16 protein-coding genes are annotated in these 19,949 nt (G+C 40.1%); 4 read left to right on the top strand and 12 right to left on the bottom strand.

Annotation, left to right across the window (positions count from 1 at the left end; all coding sequences use genetic code 11):
- The first annotated feature begins 35 nt into the window (after positions 1–35).
- Positions 36–1,415, top strand: a complete 1,380-nt coding sequence (locus LNTAR_RS04655; protein WP_007277481.1) for a sulfatase family protein — start codon at positions 36–38, stop codon at positions 1,413–1,415.
- Positions 1,416–1,487: 72 nt separating this feature from the next.
- On the opposite strand, the gene LNTAR_RS04650 is transcribed toward LNTAR_RS04655, so the two are convergent.
- From LNTAR_RS04650 to LNTAR_RS25150, 6 genes are all read right to left on the bottom strand, one after another.
- Entirely contained in the window at positions 1,488–1,874 is a 387-nt protein-coding gene (locus LNTAR_RS04650; protein WP_007277480.1) for a nucleoside triphosphate pyrophosphohydrolase family protein, read from the bottom strand.
- A gap of 7 nt (positions 1,875–1,881) precedes the next feature.
- On the bottom strand, positions 1,882–2,934 hold the full coding sequence (locus tag LNTAR_RS04645; RefSeq protein WP_007277479.1) for a serine/threonine protein kinase: 1,053 nt from the start codon (positions 2,932–2,934) through the stop codon (positions 1,882–1,884).
- 21 nt (positions 2,935–2,955) lie between these two features.
- Positions 2,956–3,927, bottom strand: coding sequence for a KpsF/GutQ family sugar-phosphate isomerase (locus tag LNTAR_RS04640; protein WP_007277478.1), 972 nt, complete (start codon positions 3,925–3,927; stop codon positions 2,956–2,958).
- A 125-nt stretch (positions 3,928–4,052) separates the two neighbouring features.
- Positions 4,053–4,538 (bottom strand): hypothetical protein, encoded by a 486-nt coding sequence (locus LNTAR_RS04635; RefSeq protein ID WP_007277477.1) that lies wholly within the window; start codon positions 4,536–4,538, stop codon positions 4,053–4,055.
- Positions 4,531–6,114 (bottom strand): peptide chain release factor 3, encoded by a 1,584-nt coding sequence (locus LNTAR_RS04630; protein WP_007277476.1) that lies wholly within the window; start codon positions 6,112–6,114, stop codon positions 4,531–4,533. Before LNTAR_RS04630 ends, LNTAR_RS04635 begins: the two co-directional genes overlap by 8 nt.
- Before the next feature lie 123 nt (positions 6,115–6,237).
- Positions 6,238–7,092: a helix-turn-helix domain-containing protein gene (locus tag LNTAR_RS25150; protein ID WP_007277475.1), complete on the bottom strand. Its 855-nt coding sequence runs from the start codon at positions 7,090–7,092 to the stop codon at positions 6,238–6,240.
- Positions 7,093–7,226: 134 nt separating this feature from the next.
- Between LNTAR_RS25150 and LNTAR_RS25145 the strand changes: the two genes are divergently transcribed.
- Complete coding sequence (locus LNTAR_RS25145; RefSeq protein ID WP_007277474.1) at positions 7,227–9,164, top strand: type I phosphomannose isomerase catalytic subunit; 1,938 nt, start codon at positions 7,227–7,229, stop codon at positions 9,162–9,164.
- Between the two features lie 6 nt (positions 9,165–9,170).
- On the opposite strand, the gene LNTAR_RS04615 is transcribed toward LNTAR_RS25145, so the two are convergent.
- From LNTAR_RS04615 to LNTAR_RS04605, 3 genes are read right to left on the bottom strand one after another with little or no spacing between them, the layout of a single operon-like run.
- Positions 9,171–11,039 carry a carbohydrate ABC transporter permease gene (locus LNTAR_RS04615; protein WP_007277473.1) on the bottom strand — a complete coding sequence of 623 codons (1,869 nt, stop codon included), beginning with the start codon at positions 11,037–11,039 and terminating at the stop codon, positions 9,171–9,173.
- Complete coding sequence (locus LNTAR_RS04610) at positions 11,039–11,413, bottom strand: carbohydrate ABC transporter permease (protein ID WP_007277472.1); 375 nt, start codon at positions 11,411–11,413, stop codon at positions 11,039–11,041. Before LNTAR_RS04610 ends, LNTAR_RS04615 begins: the two co-directional genes overlap by 1 nt.
- 10 nt (positions 11,414–11,423) lie before the next feature.
- Positions 11,424–13,442: an extracellular solute-binding protein gene (locus LNTAR_RS04605; RefSeq protein ID WP_007277471.1), complete on the bottom strand. Its 2,019-nt coding sequence runs from the start codon at positions 13,440–13,442 to the stop codon at positions 11,424–11,426.
- A gap of 267 nt (positions 13,443–13,709) precedes the next feature.
- Between LNTAR_RS04605 and LNTAR_RS04600 the strand changes: the two genes are divergently transcribed.
- Both LNTAR_RS04600 and LNTAR_RS04595 read left to right on the top strand, forming a co-directional pair.
- A complete protein-coding gene (locus tag LNTAR_RS04600; RefSeq protein ID WP_007277470.1) occupies positions 13,710–14,117 on the top strand; it encodes a hypothetical protein in 408 nt (135 codons plus the stop codon).
- 346 nt (positions 14,118–14,463) lie between these two features.
- Positions 14,464–15,249 carry a hypothetical protein gene (locus tag LNTAR_RS04595; protein WP_162026351.1) on the top strand — a complete coding sequence of 262 codons (786 nt, stop codon included), beginning with the start codon at positions 14,464–14,466 and terminating at the stop codon, positions 15,247–15,249.
- On the opposite strand, the gene LNTAR_RS04590 is transcribed toward LNTAR_RS04595, so the two are convergent.
- The 3 genes from LNTAR_RS04590 to LNTAR_RS04580 all read right to left on the bottom strand — a co-directional run bounded on the left by LNTAR_RS04590 (position 15,236) and on the right by LNTAR_RS04580 (position 19,721).
- Complete coding sequence (locus tag LNTAR_RS04590) at positions 15,236–16,327, bottom strand: AI-2E family transporter (protein WP_007277468.1); 1,092 nt, start codon at positions 16,325–16,327, stop codon at positions 15,236–15,238. The genes LNTAR_RS04595 and LNTAR_RS04590 overlap by 14 nt on opposite strands.
- 80 nt (positions 16,328–16,407) lie before the next feature.
- On the bottom strand, positions 16,408–18,609 hold the full coding sequence (locus LNTAR_RS04585) for a protein kinase domain-containing protein (protein ID WP_040914273.1): 2,202 nt from the start codon (positions 18,607–18,609) through the stop codon (positions 16,408–16,410).
- A 158-nt stretch (positions 18,610–18,767) separates the two neighbouring features.
- Positions 18,768–19,721, bottom strand: coding sequence for a beta-propeller domain-containing protein (locus LNTAR_RS04580; protein ID WP_007277466.1), 954 nt, complete (start codon positions 19,719–19,721; stop codon positions 18,768–18,770).
- Positions 19,722–19,949: the final 228 nt, after the last annotated feature.

Below are 19,949 nucleotides of genomic sequence, written 5' to 3'. Positions count from 1 at the left end.
AACTGTGGTGTAGTGTAAAGAAAAAAAGGTTTTTAATGAAAATTTTTAGCTTGTTCATCTGCAGTTTACCCCTATTTATCTGTGCGAATGATAAACCAAACATTGTTCTCATCATGGCTGATGATGTCAGCTGGGAAGCCTTTGGCTCCTATGGTGCTGAAGATTATAAAACGCCCGTCTTAGACAAAATGGCTAAGGAAGGTGTGCAGTTTAATCATTGTTACTCAACACCAATTTGTACAACTTCTCGAGTGATGATTATGACCGGTAAATATAACTTTCGTAACTACACTCACTTTGGTTACCTCAAGCCAAAAGAAAAAACCTTTGGTCATCTGATGCAGGAAAACGGTTATAAAACCGCTATCGCAGGAAAGTGGCAACTCAATGGACTCTATAATAAACTCCCAGGCCATGATGATAACAGTCGACCTCACAAAGCTGGCTTTGATGAATACTGCTTGTGGCAGCTCACAAAACAAAAAAGTCAGGGTGGTGAACGTTTCTGGAGTCCTATGATTGAAAAAAATGGTGAAGTCATCGACCAAGGAACCAATAAAGATCTTTTTGGTCCCGACTTGTTTATGGACTTCATTTGCGACTTCATGGATAAAAATAAAAACGAGCCCTTTTTTGTTTATTACCCCATGGTTCTCGTTCATGATCCCTTTATCCCCTCGCCTGCTAGTGTAGGAGATGCGAGTCGTGGTTCAGAAAGAAACAAAGAACCCAAGGATAAAAATATTAAAAAAGAGAACTTCTTCTCGATGGTTGAGTATACAGATAAATTAGTGGGACGAATCCAAGCGAAGCTCAAAGAAATTGGTCAGCTCGAAAACACCATCATACTTTTTACTGCGGATAATGGCACTCACCCAAAAATCACCTCGAATTGGAACGGTCAGAGCGTCAAAGGAGCCAAAGGTAGCATGCTCGATGCAGGAACTCATGTCCCACTTATCGTTTCGTGGCCAGGAAAAATTTCAAAAGGACTCAAAAGTAATTCCCTCGTCGACTTCACGGATTTTTATCCAACTTTTGCGGACCTTGCAAAGATTTCATTAAATGAAACTGACCCTGTTGATGGTTACAGTCTTCTCCCCCATCTATTAGGGAATTCAACTCAAGGTCGCGAATTCGCCTTTTGTCATTACCAACCTTATTGGAACAAGAAACCTGGACAATTTGCGAGAAGCGCTAAGTATAAACTCTACCGCGATGGTCGTTTTTATGAAACAAAGAATGATCTAGAAGAAAAAAATGACCTTAGTAAAAATATCACTTCTGAAGAAATGATGACGGCACATAAAAAACTCAAATCTTTCTTAGACCGTTGCCCTCCAGCACCGCAAAATGAAATATTGGGAAGGTCAGCTAGTGAACGCCCAACTTATCCTAATTGGGAAAAGCTCTAAGAGACAATTACTAATTTCAAAAAAAATGGCAGCCTTAATAAGACTGCCGTTTTTAAAAACTCTGTGGTGAAACTACCAGCTACCGTCAGTTTGCTGACGATCGACTTCCTTATCTAAGAAAGGTGCGGGATCTTGCCAGCATTCAGGTTTCATGATTTTTCCGTCATCACGACGAATCACTTTACCATCAACAACTTTTTGCATATTGGCTCGGTGCACAATATCGAAAAGCGGATCTAAATTCATACCGTGACGTACTGCGGTGTCGCAGATATAATAGATTGCATCTACTAGGGCGTCAGATTGTTCTGTGATATTTGTCGCTTCTTCGAGTTCATCTAACTCGTCGTTTACCATGCTACGAATAAAGGCGATCGCATCCTTAGTCATTTCAATTGGCTTTGCAGGATTTGCCTCGTTACAGGCATCTGAAAATTCTTTAACTTTTGTACAGTACATTTTTTTCCTAACTAATGTTTAATGTTGAAAGTGTTTTTCTTCTTTGTAAGACGCGTGGATCAGTCGATTTAGTCTGTTTCATATTCTCTAAAATTTCTACTGCTTTTCCCATGGCTGTCGTGTAATAATCATAGCGTTCATCTCTTTCAATACGAATGAGTGTATCGACAAAAACTTGAACATCTTCAGGTATACCTGACATTTTACTACTCGTTTGCAAACGCATGTTTTTAATCTGACTTTTTACAATATTCATAATATCTTTGGCACTAAAGTAAGCCTCACCTTTGATGAGGTGGTAAAGAACCATACCTAAGGAATACATGTCCGCTCGAATGTCTTCGCCCTGCCCCTTAATTCTCTCGGGTGGCATATAGAGTGGTGAACCTAGAATCTGGTCCCCATCAAACTGCCAAGCTTCAATTAGCTCCATGCAAAGACCGTAGTCAACCAAGACAATACGGTTATCTGGTGAAACGATTATATTCTCAGGTTTAAGATCTCTATAAAGATAGCCCTTAGTATACATGTGTTGAAGGCCGATCAGTATATCTAATGCGTAATACATAGCTAATTCAACGTTAAAGCCACCAGGAACACCAATAAGCTGATCGAGACGAATACCCTCAACCATTTCCATAACCATGTATACATTACCATCATCACGGCCGTAGGCAAAAACTTGAGCAAGATTGGAGTGTTCACCAAATTGATAACCAATTTTGGCTTCAGCTAAAAGTAAATCAATAATATTTTGACGGGTTTCATTGGCTTGCAGGACTTTAACTGCGCCTTTAACGTCTGGGTCTTCAATATGACGGGCTTGGTAAACAGCTCCCATGCCGCCGCCACCTATGGGTTTGTAAACCCACCATTGGTCGAGCTTGAGTGGAATAAGGTTTAAATCGTCGCATTTAGGGCAGTTAACCATGTTCAAAGGGATGTGTTCTGCTAATGGGATTTTTTTATGACATTTACCACAGGGTAAGTAGCCTTTCTCAAACTTAGCCATGTTTGATTTTTCATCATCTCCCAGTCCAAACATTCCCATTAGGCCCATAAGTCAATCCTTAGCGTCGGTTTACATCACTTTAAATTTCGGTAGATCTTGAATATCTATCACTCCACATACTTTATCATCTTGATCAACAACGGGTATAGCATTAATATTTTTTTCTCGTAAAATATCTAAAATATCTACTGCCATTTGGCTTTTATTGAGCTTTATTGGACTTTTCACCATGATTTCTGAGACTTTTCGTTTGAGGAAATCTAAATCTTTCGCGATGCCGCGCTTCAAATCGCCCGTGGTAAAAATCCCTAAAAGATCTTTGTCCTGATTGGAGATAATTGACATACCTCCTTTGCTTTTGCACATCGCTAAAACAGCTTCTTGCACCAAAGTATCGGGCTCGATCACCGCAACGCGGTCACCTGTTCTCATGAGATCATCCACTGTTAAAGTAATCGCACGACCGATGGCACCTGAAGGGTGCAATTTACCGTAATCATTGATTTTAAATTCATGGATATCCATCAAAACCATGGCAATGGCATCGCCTAAGGCCAACATTGCTGTGGTCGTGGTTGTGGGGGCTAAATTGAAGGGGCATGCCTCTGAGTCAATTTTACAGGGCAGAGAAATAGATGAACTCTTACCTAAACTCGAATCTACATTGCCCGTTAAAGAGAGTACCTCTAAGCCCAAGCGTTTGACAGCAGGAATCACTTTGAGAAGTTCATCTGTTTCACCGCTATAACTTAGGCCAATAAAAACATCATCGTCATACATCATGCCCAAGTCGCCATGCATGGCTTCCACTGGGTGAATAAATACGGCACGTGAACCTGTACTCGAGAGTGTCGAAGCCATTTTCTGAGCGATTTGGCCACTCTTGCCAATACCTGACAAAACGAGTTTATTTTTATTTTTTAATGCTTTTAAGCAAATACTGATAAATTGGTTGAAGCGTTCATCGAGTTGATCCGCAATGCTTTGGATCCCTTTAGATTCAATATCTAAAACTTGTCGAGCTTGGGGTAGATAATCCATGGTCTCTCTTTAGTCAATTAAGTTTTTCCTAAGCTAGCAAAGCCTTGCTAAAAAGAAAGTTCACACGAGCTGATTAAAGACTATTTTTATGACAGAAGCTTAGGAGAGCATTTCTACTTTTGCGCTCAGCGCAAATTTAGCAGCCTAGCTAAAACCCTCATCATCAGGTCAAAAGCTTCAATTCGGCGATACTCAGCTTGTTCGGGATTCATTTCTATCGAGGGATTGGCTCCCACAAAAGATTGAGCCGCAATAATCGCCCAGTCCCATAGTAAGGATTCGTGAGCGTCGATTAATGTATCTTCAAAATCATGAGGCATGCGAATGTATTTCACAAAGCTTTTGGTTTTATTATTCCATTCTTGAAAGAGAATCTGACGGTCTTCCCCCTCTAGAACATTAATTTTATCTAAAACGGCCTCACCATAATAAAGTAAACTCTGTACAAGTAACTCAAGTAAATAATTGAGGCGCTCGGGATCATTTTGGGAGTTATTCAGATCTATCGCCTCAGCAGAAGCGGTCAAAATAAGTTCTTTTAATTCTGGAATACTGAGGAGTGCCACTTGATCAAGGGCTTTCCTCAGTTCGAGTTCAAGAATATTAGGCATAATCTAAGAGTTCGTGATCAGGGTTTTCTTTACGCGCATAGTCTTTTTCCCAAGGATTGGAAAAAAGTATCATGGGACGATCAAAACAATCTTGAACGAGTTTGGAGTTAAAGGGAACTTTAAAAGTAGAAGCATCACCTTTAATCCACGCCGAACAAGTATAAGGAAGTGTATCTAAACGCGTATCCACTTTATATTCGTCGCGTAAACGGTGTTGGAGAACTTCGAACTGCAAACGACCCACAGCCGCGAGGAAAGGGTAAGAGAAGGTATCATTGAATTCATACATGAGCTGAATAGTACCCTCGGCCGAAAGTTGTGCGAGACCTTTATCAATGGCTTTACGTTTACCCAAGTCTTTTGGTACTACACGAGCAAAGAGTTCGGGCTGGAAGTAAGGGAGTTTTTTATATTCAAAACCACCCTTATGTGATACGGTATCGCCGATTGCGAGTCCCGCAGTATTCACGATACCTATAACATCACCAGGATAAGCATTCTCAAGTGTTTCACGGCTCGCCGCCATCAAAACCTGTGGAGCTGCCAAACGAACTTTTTTCTTTGTTCTATGGTGAAGAACAGACATATCTTTTTCGTAAACGCCAGAGTTAACGCGCATAAACGCAATACAGTCGCGGTGCTTCGGGTTCATATTAGCTTGAAGTTTAAATACGTAAGCTGAGAACTCATCACTTGGGTCGATTTCGATTTCGTCGCCAGAATTGGCATCGGCTGGACGAGGTGCTGGTGAAGGAGCCAGTTCTACCAAGGCATCAAAGAGTGGTTCTACACCATAGTTGTATATTGCCGAGCCAAAATAAACGGGGGTTACTTTACAATCGAGGTAAAGTTCACGAGAAAATTCATTGCCCGCCATTTCTAAAAGTTCGAGGTCTTCACGTAAATCATCGAGTTCTTGATCTGAGATTTTTTCGTTACCCGTTCCGGTTGCTACATCAATGTAGTCCACATGTGGCTTGGCTGCTCCACCCGCTTCTGACTTGGTATAAAGGTTGAGTTCATTTTTTGCGCGATCAGCAATCCCTTTAAATTCTTTACCTGCACCCACAGGCCAGTTTTGAGCTGAAGCTGGAATACCTAAAACACTTTCAACTTCTTCCATGAGTTCGATGGGGCCTTTACCGTAAGCATCCATCTTATTCACAAAAGTAATGACGGGAATGCCGCGAAGGCGACAAGCTTCGAAAAGTTTGCGAGTTTGGGCTTCCACACCTTTCGCGCAGTCAATAACCATGATCACTGAGTCAGCTGCTGTGAGTGTACGATAAGTATCTTCAGAGAAATCTTGGTGACCGGGTGTATCCAGGATGTTGATCTTGCAATCTTTGTATTCAAACTGCATCGCAGATGCGGTAATTGAAATACCACGCTCTTGTTCCATACTCATCCAGTCAGATGATGCTGCTTTTTGCCCCTTACGTGAGCCCACCATACCTGCGGTACGGATCATACCTGAATAAAGCAAAAGCTTCTCTGTCAGGGTCGTTTTACCCGCATCCGGGTGAGAAATAATTGCGAAAGTTCGACGTCGAGTAATTTCGTTCTTGAGGTCCATGTTTTCATTCCATATAAATTTAATTCGCACAAAGTAAGCTAAAAAGCATCTCTTGCACGGTCTGAAGAAAATTTTTCTAAGACTTCTTAATTCTAATATTAAAGAATACCAAATTTGAAGGGTCTATAATGACTCAACACCTTTCCAACTTCCCCCCAAGACAGCGATATCATTACTAGGGTGAACGAGATAGGATTTATTTTTATCGCGGTATAAACTGGGGCTCATGCCCGTCATTTTACGAAATTGTTTATTGAAGTACTGAGGATCATCAATACCCGCCAGTTCCCCGACTTCACTAATGGTCATATTACTAGTGGTGAGCATAGATTTAGCTGCATCGATTCGTTTTTTCAAAATATATTGAGCTACTGTACAGCCAAATTCTTTTTTAAACTTCTTCGCCAATGTAACAGAAGTAATATTGAGTCGACCTGCTAACCAAGATGTGGTCATATAGTTATTTAGATTATCATCAATGAGTTTGATAAGTTCAGTCCAATGAAAGTTACTCGCACTTCGACTCTGAGATTTGGGCCGACTTAAACGAGCCAATGAAAGTAGTAAAGCTTGAAGACGAAATGAAGCTTCAATTTTATCCTGCGGCCCAAGTGCCGTATTAAATAAGCGACTGATTAATTTGATTTGCTCGAGAACTACCAGCTTATTTGTACCCAATTTATGAAAGCAATTTACATCAAAACTATCGCCATAAGCTGCCCAATAAAAATGTATGCACCAATGGCGACCCGGTTCGTCTGCGGCAAAGGAATAAATCGTTTCAGGAGGCTCTAAAGTTAAATCGCCATGATGAATAATAAATTCTTCTTCTGCCAACTTCATATGTGCATCATACTCATAAAAATGCAGGGAATAAGTCTGCTGCGTGTAAGTAAAATCAAATCCCGCATTCAAGAGAGGGTATTCACCTGCGCGATCTATTTCAGGAAGTGATACCAGAGGATAAGAAACATTCATTTTATACCATAAACTATTATTTTATACCAGTTAAAATATACCAAATAAGTAATTATATCACATTGGAAGCTATAAACAAAGCCATTATATTTACCATGACTAAAAAATATAATAATTCATTTTGGAGACAAAGTATGATTGCAGTAATTGATCTTGGTGGCACAAACACAAAGTATGGCCTCGTTGAGAGTGGAAAAATAATTGTAGCAAATAGCACTCCCGCTGAACCTCAAGATGGTTTAGAAAAACACCTTAATAAAGTGGTTAAATTAATTAATGATCTTTGCAAAGATTTTGGTAAAAAAATCAGTAATTGTCAAGGCATAGGCCTTTTGAGTACAGGTACCGTCAATAGCAAAGATATGCTAGTTCTCTCTACCAATGAAAAGTACGACGATGCCAAAGGTTTTAACTTTAAGAATTGGGCACTTGAAAAGACCGGGCTCGAATTGCGTATAGAAAATGATGCCAAAGGCGCACTTCTCGGTGAATATCATTATGGCGCAGGCCAAGGTAGCGATAATGTAATGATGATTACTTTTGGGACTGGTATTGGCACTGCTGTTATCTCTGAAGGGCAGCTTTTAACTGGCTCAAATTTCTTTGGCGGCAATTTAGGCGGCCATATGATTGTTAAAACTGGAGGTCGCAAGTGCACTTGCGGTGCTAGAGGCTGCCTTGAAGCAGAAGCCTCTGGCTGGGCTCTTCCGATTATTGCCAAGGAACACCCACTATTTAGCAGTAGTTCATTAAAGAATGAAACAGTTATTGGCTTCAAAGAAATGCTTGAGCACGCCGAGAAAGGTGATGAGTGTGCTATTGATATACGCCGTCATTGTTTCCAAATTTGGGGAGAAGCTATCGTTTCCTATATTCATTTATTTGACCCTGAACGAATTATTCTTGGTGGTGGCCTAATGAACTCTGCAGACTTAGTCTTACCTCTCTTTGAAAAAACGATTAAAGAAATGGCCTGGAGTCAAGGTAAGGGACTCCAGTTAGTCAAAGCTGAACATCCTGACAATGCGGGAATCCTTGGTGCAGCGGCTCTATTTAAAAATGAAGACAAAGCTTATTACCCCCTCACTTTCGAACAAGTTTATAAACCCACTATTTGGGGTGGTGAACTCTTGCAAAAATTACCAAGAACTCTACCTGAAAGCTCTATGCCAATTGGAGAGAGTTGGGAAATCGTTGATCGCCCTGATGATCAAAGTCGTGTAGTAACAGGTGAGCTTGCAGGAAAATCACTTCGCGAGCTTATCCAATCAGATCCTGAAGGCATTGTCGGTGATGGTCACCAAGCCAATCAGCCCTTCCCACTGCTCATGAAAATCATTGACGCCGGCCAGGATCTTTCCCTACAGGTTCACCCTGACGAAGAGACTTGTAAATATATTGAGGGTGCAGAACCAAAAACTGAAATGTGGTACGTTTTGGATCACAAACCCGAAGCGGAGATCCTCACAGGAATACAAGAAGGCGTTTCAGCAGAGCAATTTCGCAAGAGCGTTAACGATCCAAATATTAAAGATTTGATGCACTCCTATACTTCTGAACAAGGACAATCTTTTTTCATTAAGGCAACGACCATGCACGCTATCGGTGGTGGAAACCTCATTTACGAGGTGCAGCAAAACAGCGACACTACTTATCGCGTCAGTGATTGGGGCCGAGTTGATAAAGAAGGCAATCCTCGTGAGCTTCACGTCGATCAAGCCATGGCTTGTCTAGAGCATACTTTAGGTAATAAGAAGCCAGGTGCCCACAGAATCATGCCTTTGGCTTTCACACCGCTCACTCATAACTCTGAACTCAAACGTCGTCAGCTTGCTCTATGTGAACATTTCCACGTAGAAGAAATTGAGTTTGAAGGTGCCATTACACTTCCAGTTAATACGGGAACTTTCCAGACGGTGTATGCGGTAGATTCTGATCTGCGTATTGAATGTGGTGGCAAATCATACGCCGTTAAACACGGGCAAACCTGCCTCATTCCTGCAAAATGTGGTGAATGCACTGTTTACGCTCCCGTAAAAAGTCGCGTAGTTAGCGCCAAGACACCAGCATAAAAAGATCTATTTTTCGGAAGGTATCACTATCCCCTTCATGATTATTTTTTGACAACTCATAAAAATAATCAAGGTGGGGATAGCTGCCACGAGTAAGCTTGCAAAAATAACTGGTTGCGAGGCTTCAGTCTGCAATTTAAAAAGGTAGACCATAATCGTCCACATCGATTCATCTTGGCAAATCAAAAGAGCGTACATAAAATTGCCATAGGCCGCAGTAAAACTATTGAGGGCAATGAGGGCCAACACGGGTTTTGAAAGGTTGAGGGTCAGCTGCCAGAACATCTTAAACTCACCTGCTCCATCAATTTGAGCCGCTTCATAAAGTTCAGAAGGAAGAGAGTCGAAAAATCCTTTTAGGATAAAAATTGAGTAACCATTGGCCATGCCAGGCAAGACCAAGGCCCAAAAAGTATTCAACATTCCCAAGTCTTTGAGAAGAAGAAAAGAAGGGATTTGAGTCACAGCTGCAGGAAAGGCCATTGTTGCCATAAAAAACATCAGTACTTTATAAGTGGATGGCAGTTGATAGCGACTCAAAGCATAAGCAGCAAGTGGATTAATCAGCAATGAACTGACAATAGTCAAAAAGCAGAAGACAAACGTTACCCAGCCTGCTCGCCCCTGAGTCGTGAGATAATTAAAAATGAAACGAACATTAATTGTGCCGAGATCCCAGCGAAGTCTTGTTTTGTTAGTTAAAACATACTGGTAATCCATAGAGCTTTGAGGCATTGCGATCTCCGCAAACGAACGATAGTCCGTCGACCAAGAATCATTTAAAGCACTTAGCTTGCCATATTTTTGTTCTAAAAAATTCTGAAACGCTATGTCGGGGCCTAATAAGTTTAAGTCTTTTATAGCCGCAACTTGTTCAATATATGCTGAGTAAAGCACCGCTTGTGCAGGCTCTTTGGGTATTGAACTTACAAAACTTATCTCATCAAAATTGTCGATGAGTCCATAAATTTCTTGCGCTGCTTTGAGCTCACCTTTAAAGTTTTCTTTTAGAAAATCTCTAAACTTCGTTCTTTGCTGATCAGAATCTTTTAGTTTGAGATAGCGAGCGTTAACAAAGTCTTTGATAAAAGAACTTCGCTGTTGTTGAAACCAAGCATTTCCATCTTTACGCCCCAAATGAACTTCTGACAATTTATTCAATTTCAATCCTGTGAGCTCACTCAATGAAGACAAATCAGGTGAGCTAAAGGGTAAAATCATTCGACTGCGAAATTGACCGTGAACTCCTGGGTAATAAAAGTCTAAGGTATTTGCGGAATTCGCAAAGGCATAAAATTCATCCATAAGCTTGGATTCATTTTTTACAAAGCTGCGCTGAAAGACTCGTTGTTGGAGAACTGCGCCGGCAAGGGATTGCCAGTTAGGCATATTCAGCTCAAGTTCACGGTTGGCATTCTCCAAACCTGCAAATTTCTCATCGAGGTATTGGATAAAGGCAAGGTTATTCTCTGGGAGATTTTGATTGGAAGTTGTCACATGTCCCAAGACTCTTTCATGCACCTTCCTTTGCTGCGAAGCTAGGAAAACTTCATAATCTATAATCGCATGATCATTAATTATTGGCTTATCTAATTCAGAAAAATCACTGATTGCGACTTCTGCAATAGAGTTATATTTATCAACTCGGATGTACTTACTCTCTGACCACGCCCTGTAGAGTTCTAAATCATCATAGAGGTAACGAGGAAGCAGATTGAAACGTCCCGAATTATACTGACCTTTCATCGCTCCTGAAGTCATGAAGACAAAAGGTAAGAGCATCACCAAAGCGCCAATAGAGAGACAGGAATAAAACATTAAAAGCAAGCCCTTACCTTTCGAACTTTTTTGAGCGATTTCATTAAGTATGGGCATCAGTCATCTCCCGCGGTTTTAAACTCTAAACGAGATAGCATTTTCAGTTGATAAATCGTAAAGCCAATGAGCAGTAAACTCATGAGCCAAGCCATAGCGGTAGCAGGACCAAACTCCGTGTAAACAAAAGCTTTTTTAAAGATCAATAAACCCGTCACAGTGGTGGCACCACGAGGTCCTCCACCCGTCATTGCTAAAACATTTTCTGCTGCATTAAAACTTAAAATCACCTGACCAACGAGGTTAATAATCAGCAATGGCCACAATTTTGGAATCACAATAAAACGGACTTTATGCCAATAACCTGCCCCATCGATATCAGCTGCTTCGTAAAGATCTGGGGCTACACCTTTTAAGGCCGCCAAATAAATCAAACACCAGGGCCTAACTCGCCCAAGCCAAGGGAATGATTAGGCAGATCATCGCCAAATGCGGATCCTCAAACCAATACTGTTGACCAAAACCTAAGAAATTCATAGCCTGATTCATTAAGCCTTCTGGCCCAGGATCAAAAAACTGTTTCCAAAGAAAAATCACCACAAGTCCAGAAATGAGTGCGGGAAGATAAAACAGAACTCGAAATAAGACAGAAAAACGGGGAACTTCATCCAACATCAATGCCAATAACAAGGGCGGTAGCCAGGTGAGTAAAATCACCAAAAAGGAATAATAGAAAGAGAGCCATAGAGAGTACCAAAAATCCGAGTTATAAAGGACGTCCGCAAAGTTATCAAACCCTACCCAATTGACCACGGGAACGGCCACTTTGTAATCTTGGAAAGCCATCGCCGAGCCTCTTAACAAGGGGTAATACTGCCATACGGCAATCGTTAAAACTGCGGGAATCAAAACTAAGTAAGCTTGCCAATAACGCTTTAAATCCCAGCCTTTCCTTAGCGTGTTTTGCGGACTAAGCACTTTGTAGACACGATAAAAGGCCCAGCCAAAAAGCGAAAACAAACAAATCGTTGCCAGCATAGCCACTCGCCTTCTCGTCTGGCGTTCTTCTGGAGGAAGAATCTTAAGCATCTCTTTTTCTAAATTTTTCTGTCCCTCATCTAGAAAGTATTTCATTTGTTTTTCAATTTCAGCGGGTGATTGAGTTTCCAAATGACCTTCACGTGCCCAGAGAATGGCTTCTTGGACTGGCTTATCTAGGTAATCATAAACGAGGTCACAGTTAGTTCCATAGGGTTCTGGCTTTGCTGTTTGGATCAACTGCCCATAGAGTTTCTTTAGATCATCATTAATAAAGGCCGCATACTTATGATACCCTGGCCCCAAGCGATCCAAAAGCGTGGGGTTGAGCGCTGAGATTTCATTGGATTCTATGTAGGTATCAACACGGATTTTAACCGCTTCTTGGGATTTGCGAAAGGCCAACCACTGAAAAGCCGCATCACGAACACGCTTGTCTTTTTGACCTCGAAAAATGCCCCACATACGAGCATTGATTTCCGCACTACTAATGCCATCGGGTCCGGCTGGCACGGGAGCAAAGCCCCATTTCGAGCCCGAAGTATCGACTTTTGCCATTTCTTCACCACCAAGGTAAGTCATGGCCATGGCAACCCTACCCTCGGCTAAATAATTTTTATTCCCCGTTGCATAACCACGCGTTTTGCCATCGGGACGCAAACCCGCATGTAACCACGAATAAAAGCTCAATGCCTTTGCTGCATTTTGATTTGCGAAGACCGCCCGCCAAGAATCATCCGCTTGTTGCTCGAGAACTGAGCTGCCGCTGCTACTGAGGTAAGGCATGAAATTCCAAGACGTCCCATCACGTGCCGTTGCGAGCACCGCAAAATTTGATGGTTGATGTTCGACAATTTTACGGCTAATTTCTTTCATCTCCTCCCAATTGCTTGGCGGTTTTCGAGGATCGAGCCCCGCTCGCGCAAAGATATCTTTACGGTAAATCATGGTCATCACTAGTGGGTCTGCGGGGATCATCCAAGTTCTCACCTGCCTTTCTCCATCAACTGGACCAGGCCTGTACACGACTTTTTTTAAGGCTGGGTGAATCAGGTCTTTAACAAGCTCCTCACCCTGCTCTTTTGCGAAGTCCGCAATATATTCGTCTAAAGGGTAGAGAAATTCATTATCTATATACGAAGCCGATTTCCTGAAATTCACATAAAGAATATCGGGAGCCACACCACCCGAAATAGCTAATAAGGGGCCCACATCATTTTCGTTGCCGACACCAGGTAAATTGAGCCCATTCGCACTATGTAAACGTATTTTAGGATAGTTTTGTTCAAAAGCTTTGAGAATTCGCCAGTCAGCTCTTTCAGCCGTTGTGCTTCCCGGTCCTTGTGGCAAGCCCCAAACTCGAACATGACTTACACCGCTGGAATCCACCCCACTTTTTATTTCGACCGCCCCAAGGTAACTCATCAAAAAACTCAAACATATTAAGAAGTATTTTGTCAGAGTCATATTTTTTCTAAGTGCCATGAATTAAGGGAGTGAGGGTGATAATAAAAAGATGCCTGCAAAGTAGTTCAATGGAGGACTTGAGTAAAGCCTTTAAACCTTACTTTTTCTATGAGGATTAAATTAATTGAAAATTTAATTTATAGATAGAACAATATGTTAGGGATTGTATCGTTATATTAAAGAGTATTAATTAGTGTGTAATCTTTAACTTTTCGGATACAAGTAATGAAAAAAGCTAGAATCAAAACGAAAATCCCTCTCATTCCAGAGAAAAAAGATGGAAGACGATTCTCTCTTCTCGTGCTACTTCTTTTTTTATCACTGCTCAAGTTTGCAGTTGTTTCCTACGGAACTCAAGAAGAGCAAGTTGATGAAACGCTCTACGTAGAAGACCCCTTAGTAGGCCAATGGGTTAATGAAAAACGTGCTTACCACCCTGTTACATTCTACTCCAATGGTGTTTGTGAAACGCTCAATAATTATCTTGATTATCGCAAAATCAATCATAACACCTACTACCTCTATGGACGTAGTGGTCAAGTTGCCTTTGAAATCCACCTCAAAAGCCCCTCGATAATTAATATTAAGTCGAGCTTCGAGGATCAAGACCCTCGCGTTTACAGTAAGAAATAGCCAAACCTTATTTCTTTTATCTACGCGACTCTCTTATGAGAGTCGCTTTTTTGTGTTTGTAAGTGATTAATGGATGCAATAATTAGCCGATTACTTTACGCTGACTCAGATTATGCTAAAGTCGGGACTGAAAATTTGGAGTCCCATGAAAAAAGTCCTCGTCACCCTAAAAAGCTCAGTCATCTATTTGCCTGCCTGTTTAATATTTGCTTTGTCTATCAATTTTACATGGCAGCCAACGGCATATTTAGTGAGTTTCCCTCGGCTCTTTACTCTCATACCTTTAAGTCTAATCACTTTATATCTTTTCCATCTCCACCTTTTAAAAAAGGATGAAGATAACGCATTGAAAAGAAGTTTATTTTGGCTTTGGACAGGGTTCGGCTTCCCCCTATTTTTCTTAACCTCTCTACTTAAAAAGAAGTATTCATTTAAATACAAGCCAAATTCATGGTCCTATTTCTTGAGTGATTGCTTGGTGTTTTTCCTTTATATTTTCTGTGTCATTTCCCTTACCTTAGTGAATTATAAGCCCGTGACTCACGAGATGCTTTTTCAATATAAAAAGAAGCATATTGCCAAGGGCCTTATGTACTACAAAGAGAATTGGGGTTGGGTAGATAAAATCCATTATCGCCCAGATCACTTCAAAAAAATCTCACATGCCTTAGAAGACAATAAAAAAGAAATCAGCTTGAGTGATGGCTGGGTAACTCCAATGCGTTTTCGCGTTCACTATAAATGCACTTATGAATTTGAAGCTGCTAAAACAGCTATAGGTCGATGGGCACAAGCCACTGCAATGAGCATTCACTTTATGGCCTTAAATGAGCAAGTCCAAGAGGATTCACCTTGGTTTCATGGCAACCAACTGTCAGCTTGGCAGTTTGATGACCTTAGTAGTGGCCTTCTTGCCTGTTTAGAACAATGTCCAGAAGAAAATTTACGACCAAAAGGAACTGAGGTTTTTGATACTGATGAAGTCTTAAAAATCTGGAAAAAAGAGGGTCAAAGTCAAATCCGTATAAAAATGGATGTCGATCGCAGTTGGAGCTTAGTTGCGAAAGCAGAACTACGCCCCATAATAGATAAGGCTGAATGGAAAGTTAAAAAACTCACTATTCAGCATTAATTTTCTGGTTCCCTTCCGGATCATCAACCCAATCCATGAAGATACGATAGGCCACCGCTAGAAGTGTCGCCCCAAGAAATAAACCTATTAATCCACTTGCCATCATCCCACCTAAAGCACCTATTAGCACGACTGGCATTGGAGCGTCAACTCCACGACCCAAGAGCATGGGTTTGAGAATATTGTCAGACAGGCTACCCACGATAAAGTAAATCGTAAAGAAAATATTAGCCGCTAAGGATGAACCTGTACTGGACCACATATAAATAATAACTGGTAGTAAGATAATGACTGCAGGCAATTGCAGGATTCCTAAAAACATGACCACTAAAGATAGTATTGCTGCTGCAGGTATATCCGCCAATATCAGACCAACGCCAATAATTAGAGCTTGAATGAAGGCTACGCCAATAACTCCCGTTGTAACTGAGCGTACGGTCATAACTGAAAGCTTAGTTAACTTTTCACCTCTTTCTGGTCCAGTTATACGATTAGCAATCTTTAGCATTGCCACACTTCCCCTATCTCCAAAAGCCATCATAAAGCCAGAGATTACTAGAGCGCCCATAAACATGGCCACTGAGCCCATAGCCCCGCCTGCGGCGCCAAGCATTTTCTTAAAAAAAGATGTTATGGGTTCTTTGTAATCAACAAGAAAAGCCGAGAAGTCTGCCGAAGCATCAGTCCAAAGCTGATGCGCTTTTCTACCAATAATCGGCCATTCTTTTACACTTTCTTTTGGCTCTTTTATCTGTACATTGCCCGATTCGTAAGCTCTGTAAAGATCTTGAACATGATCAACCATAGAGAAACCTAAAACGACTACAGGTGTACCTATAATTAAACAGCCCAACAAGACGATGACCGTAGCGGCACGCCCTTGTTTTCCATTAAATTTTTTTGCTAATTTTTGGTGTAAAGGAAAAAGCACAATAGCAATTATTAAAGCCCATAACATGAGTAAGGCAAAAGGAGCAAAGACCTTAAGGCAGAGATAAGATAAATAAAGAATTAAAGTCATACGAATCAGGAGATCCATCATCGTTTTTTTATTTAATGGTGCCGTATCATCATTCATGATTTTCTCGATTTTTGTTTAAGTTTACTTATTAAAACACATTTATTTCTGATAGTGATGAAGTTTGTATGAATTTTTGATTACTTATTGAGTAAACTCTCAAAATTCAACTCTTCTACATAGTACCAAGACAAAGTCGGGATTTGACTAAAACCAATGAGTTTTGTCTGCTCATTACTTTCTATTTTAACTTGTCCCGATTTTTGAGTTCTAATCGTTTGCAATAACTGTGGATAAGGGAATTCCTTAAACAGAATTTCTGACTTTAACTTCTTTGCTTCTTCTAAATTTGACATGGCTTTAATATTACTCAGAATCACTTTCCCATCATTGTTAATTAAGTAACGGTTTTTTATAATGCCGGCTTTTTTATCTTCTGCAGCAGCCATAATGGTATTATAGGCATAATCAAAAGTGATATCGATTGCGGACACACCTAAGAAATCACCTTCTTTTGTGTATAAGGGTTGAACAGCAGAAACAACTAAGCCCTGTCCAAATAAATCGATATAGGGTGAACTCCAAAACAAGTCTTTTTGAGTTTGAGAGTGCTTAAACCAAAAACGAGTTCGAACATCATAATCTTCTGTTAACTTCCCCATCCCTGGATAGTTAACCAGCAGTCCATTTTTCAAGCCTGAGTATACCCATCGAATAGCAAAACCTTGATTTAAGGCCAACCCTTCAAGTTCTTCTTGATTTAAGGAATTGTCATAATTTGAACTACTCTCGGCCATATAGATGAGCGTATCATCAATGATTGGTGATAAAGCTAAAAGCTCGTTTTTTGTCTCCTCTAATCTCAAACCTGGCGCCAATTTATAATTACCAGATTTCACACTGACTTTATGACCGTATAAATCTGATGGAACTAAGCCCTTCACATATTCCGCTTCATTTTTAAAATCTTTATAATCAAAAAAACGCTGCTCCTGTTTATTGTTTAACGGCGCCTGCAATAAGTAAGAGACTTTATCTGCATAACGTTGTAATACATTGGACAGCTTAGAGAAGTGACTATCAATCTGATTGGCTCTCTGCTCCAAACCACTTTGAAAGTTTATAAGCGTTAATTCTCTTTCTTTTGCTAATTCAGAAGTCTGCTGTTGTTTGACTAAAGAAGTAATTGTAATTGACGCAAAAATCAGCAAAACACTTAATATAGAAAGAACAGTTGCTACCTTGTATTTATACAAAGATCGAATGACTGCGCGCGTTAAGTTATCCTTGTATGCAATTGTTTCTCGACCTTGTAAAAAATTATTAATATCTTCTGCAAGTAAAGCCACATCATCATAACGATCTTTGGGGTCATGAGACATTGATTTTGCGATTATGGCTCTTAGGGATTTAGGGATTTTGATTGCATTTTTCAAGTGTTGAATACACTCCAGTTGTCCCTTCAGTGTCTTCTGTAAAAGTACTTTTTCATTATCTCCTGAAATATGCCCTTGTAGAGTAACCAGCTGAAAGAGGATGGCTCCCAAGGCATACTGATCCGATGCAAACTGCACATTACCAGTTAGGATGTATTCGGGAGCTACAAATCCTGGCGTGCCTGATATTGATTTTTTCTTACTACTATCATAACTCTCCATTTGCTGATTCTCTTGCTCTTCAGTCATGATCTTCGCAATCCCCCAGTCCATTAAATAAACTTCGCGAAAGGACCCCACCATGATGTTCTCGGGTTTTAAATCACGATGAATGACGCGACGGTCATGGGCATAAGATATTGCCTCACAAATCTTGATAAAATAGGACAAACGTTCACTTAAAGATTTTTGTTCAAAGAGAAACAGAGCTTTGCCACGTAATTTTTTGCACTCTAAAATGTGATCATCAATAATTTCTTGTAGAGTCATGCCCTGAACTAATTTCATTGCCATATGGACATAAGAATTTTGCTCACGAATGATTCCATACATGGGAATAATTGACGGGTGATCCAACTGCGCCGTTATGCGGGCTTCCATAATGAAGTTATTGACGATGGACTGATTGGATAAAAAATCTTTTTTCAGGGATTTTAAGGCGACATAACGATGAAGTTTTTTATCTTTGGCCGTTTTGATTTCTCCTTGACCACCTTCACTGAATTTTTCGATTTCTTCAAATAATGATTCTAGCTCATCGTAAAATTCTAAGCTTCCATCATCATGATCATCTAGGTACTCTGTGTTTGAAACAATCGTATTGAAGCGACTATTAAACTTTGATTTAATCAGCCCCTGATCATTCTGATTTAAATCATCTTCAGATACAATTGTTTTCTGTAGCATGATAACTCCCATAAAATTACCGAGTTCAAAAAACACTCAATAAATGAACTCTTCGCTAAGATACCACGCGATTCAAAGTTCCTAGTAAAAATAAACTCATAAAGTCACATTTACCTCAAATTATAATAGAAAATTAACGCTACTGAAAACAATACTTATTAGTAGTTCGCGGCAAAGCCCTCAATATCTTCACCTAATAAGACAACATTCGTCGGTTTTTTGATATCACTTTCTTGACTACGCTCAAGTTTCCAAATGATTTCTTTATCTCTATTAATCTCAAAGAGAGGATAGGAACTGTGGTAGGCTGCGACGACCATATTGCCATTTTCTTTTACTTGAAAACCTCCCACATATTTCAAATTAACATCAGGAATATCAGCTGGATTCAAAGACCAAACGACTTGATCTTTAGTGTCGACTTCAATTAGGCAAGCTCCATATCCCGTACCAATTAAAACATTGCCATTGGCAAGCATTTTAACACCGTGTATACGATCTGCCTTGAGGGGTGCTTCAAGTGTATTTAAATCAATAGTTCTTTTTACGGCACCTTTTGCATTGAGGATGTAAACTTTATTTTCACCAGATGCAGATATAATATAGCCTCCATCCTCTAACTTCCTCACCATTTTCATTTGACTACGGACCTGAGATTTGAGGTAAGGAAGTTTTATCATTTTTCTGATTTTTCCCTCAGAACTTATTTCTAAAATCACTTTTGGTCCGTTAACTGCAATGAGTACATAACCGTCATCTAATGGTTGGCATGAATGAATTTCTAGGGGGCGTTTTTTTGGTTCGAATAATAACTTTCGTGTATTATTTTTATCATAATGCCAAACACCATTGACACCGGATACCAACATACTGTTATCATCAAGTTTCCACGCATCTTGGCATTTGCCATAAGAAGCCCAAGTTTGATCAACAATACCTTTTTTCAAAAATTTAACTTGTCCAAAAACAAACTCTGTCACTAGCATATTAGGTAAGTTTTCTATGGGATATTGTTCACCATCTTGCGTTAACGCTTTAACTTTTTTCTGCTCTGCATAGAGAGCCCCAATTAATAGTACAGACACGAAAAATAGATATTTAATTTTATTCAAACTATTACTCCTTATAATTTTATATATTTAAATTACTTTATGTTTAAAAACAGCCATTCTAAATTGGCCATCCTATTACATTAATTATTATCCACAGACAAAAACTAGTTCTTAACACCCTTCATTGGATTAATGCTTTTAATTAATATGTTTTTAATACAAGCTGTGACATAAAAGCGATAAGTCATGATAATTAATGACTTGTGGATATAGACGACTCTAGGAGTC

It is taken from the genome of Lentisphaera araneosa HTCC2155 (assembly GCF_000170755.1).
Classification (GTDB): Bacteria; Verrucomicrobiota; Lentisphaeria; order Lentisphaerales; family Lentisphaeraceae; genus Lentisphaera; species Lentisphaera araneosa.
This window is presented reverse-complemented; position numbering and strand designations above follow the sequence as displayed.

Coding starts and splice junctions, on each gene's coding strand:
- LNTAR_RS04655 (WP_007277481.1), top strand. CDS start 36: ATGAAAATTTTTAGCTTGTTCATCTGCAGTTTACCCCTATTTATCTGT.
- LNTAR_RS04650 (WP_007277480.1), bottom strand. CDS start 1,874: ATGTACTGTACAAAAGTTAAAGAATTTTCAGATGCCTGTAACGAGGCA.
- LNTAR_RS04645 (WP_007277479.1), bottom strand. CDS start 2,934: ATGGGCCTAATGGGAATGTTTGGACTGGGAGATGATGAAAAATCAAAC.
- LNTAR_RS04640 (WP_007277478.1), bottom strand. CDS start 3,927: ATGGATTATCTACCCCAAGCTCGACAAGTTTTAGATATTGAATCTAAA.
- LNTAR_RS04635 (WP_007277477.1), bottom strand. CDS start 4,538: ATGCCTAATATTCTTGAACTCGAACTGAGGAAAGCCCTTGATCAAGTG.
- LNTAR_RS04630 (WP_007277476.1), bottom strand. CDS start 6,114: ATGGACCTCAAGAACGAAATTACTCGACGTCGAACTTTCGCAATTATT.
- LNTAR_RS25150 (WP_007277475.1), bottom strand. CDS start 7,092: ATGAATGTTTCTTATCCTCTGGTATCACTTCCTGAAATAGATCGCGCA.
- LNTAR_RS25145 (WP_007277474.1), top strand. CDS start 7,227: ATGATTGCAGTAATTGATCTTGGTGGCACAAACACAAAGTATGGCCTC.
- LNTAR_RS04615 (WP_007277473.1), bottom strand. CDS start 11,039: ATGCCCATACTTAATGAAATCGCTCAAAAAAGTTCGAAAGGTAAGGGC.
- LNTAR_RS04605 (WP_007277471.1), bottom strand. CDS start 13,442: ATGAGTTACCTTGGGGCGGTCGAAATAAAAAGTGGGGTGGATTCCAGC.
- LNTAR_RS04600 (WP_007277470.1), top strand. CDS start 13,710: ATGAAAAAAGCTAGAATCAAAACGAAAATCCCTCTCATTCCAGAGAAA.
- LNTAR_RS04590 (WP_007277468.1), bottom strand. CDS start 16,327: ATGAATGATGATACGGCACCATTAAATAAAAAAACGATGATGGATCTC.
- LNTAR_RS04585 (WP_040914273.1), bottom strand. CDS start 18,609: ATGCTACAGAAAACAATTGTATCTGAAGATGATTTAAATCAGAATGAT.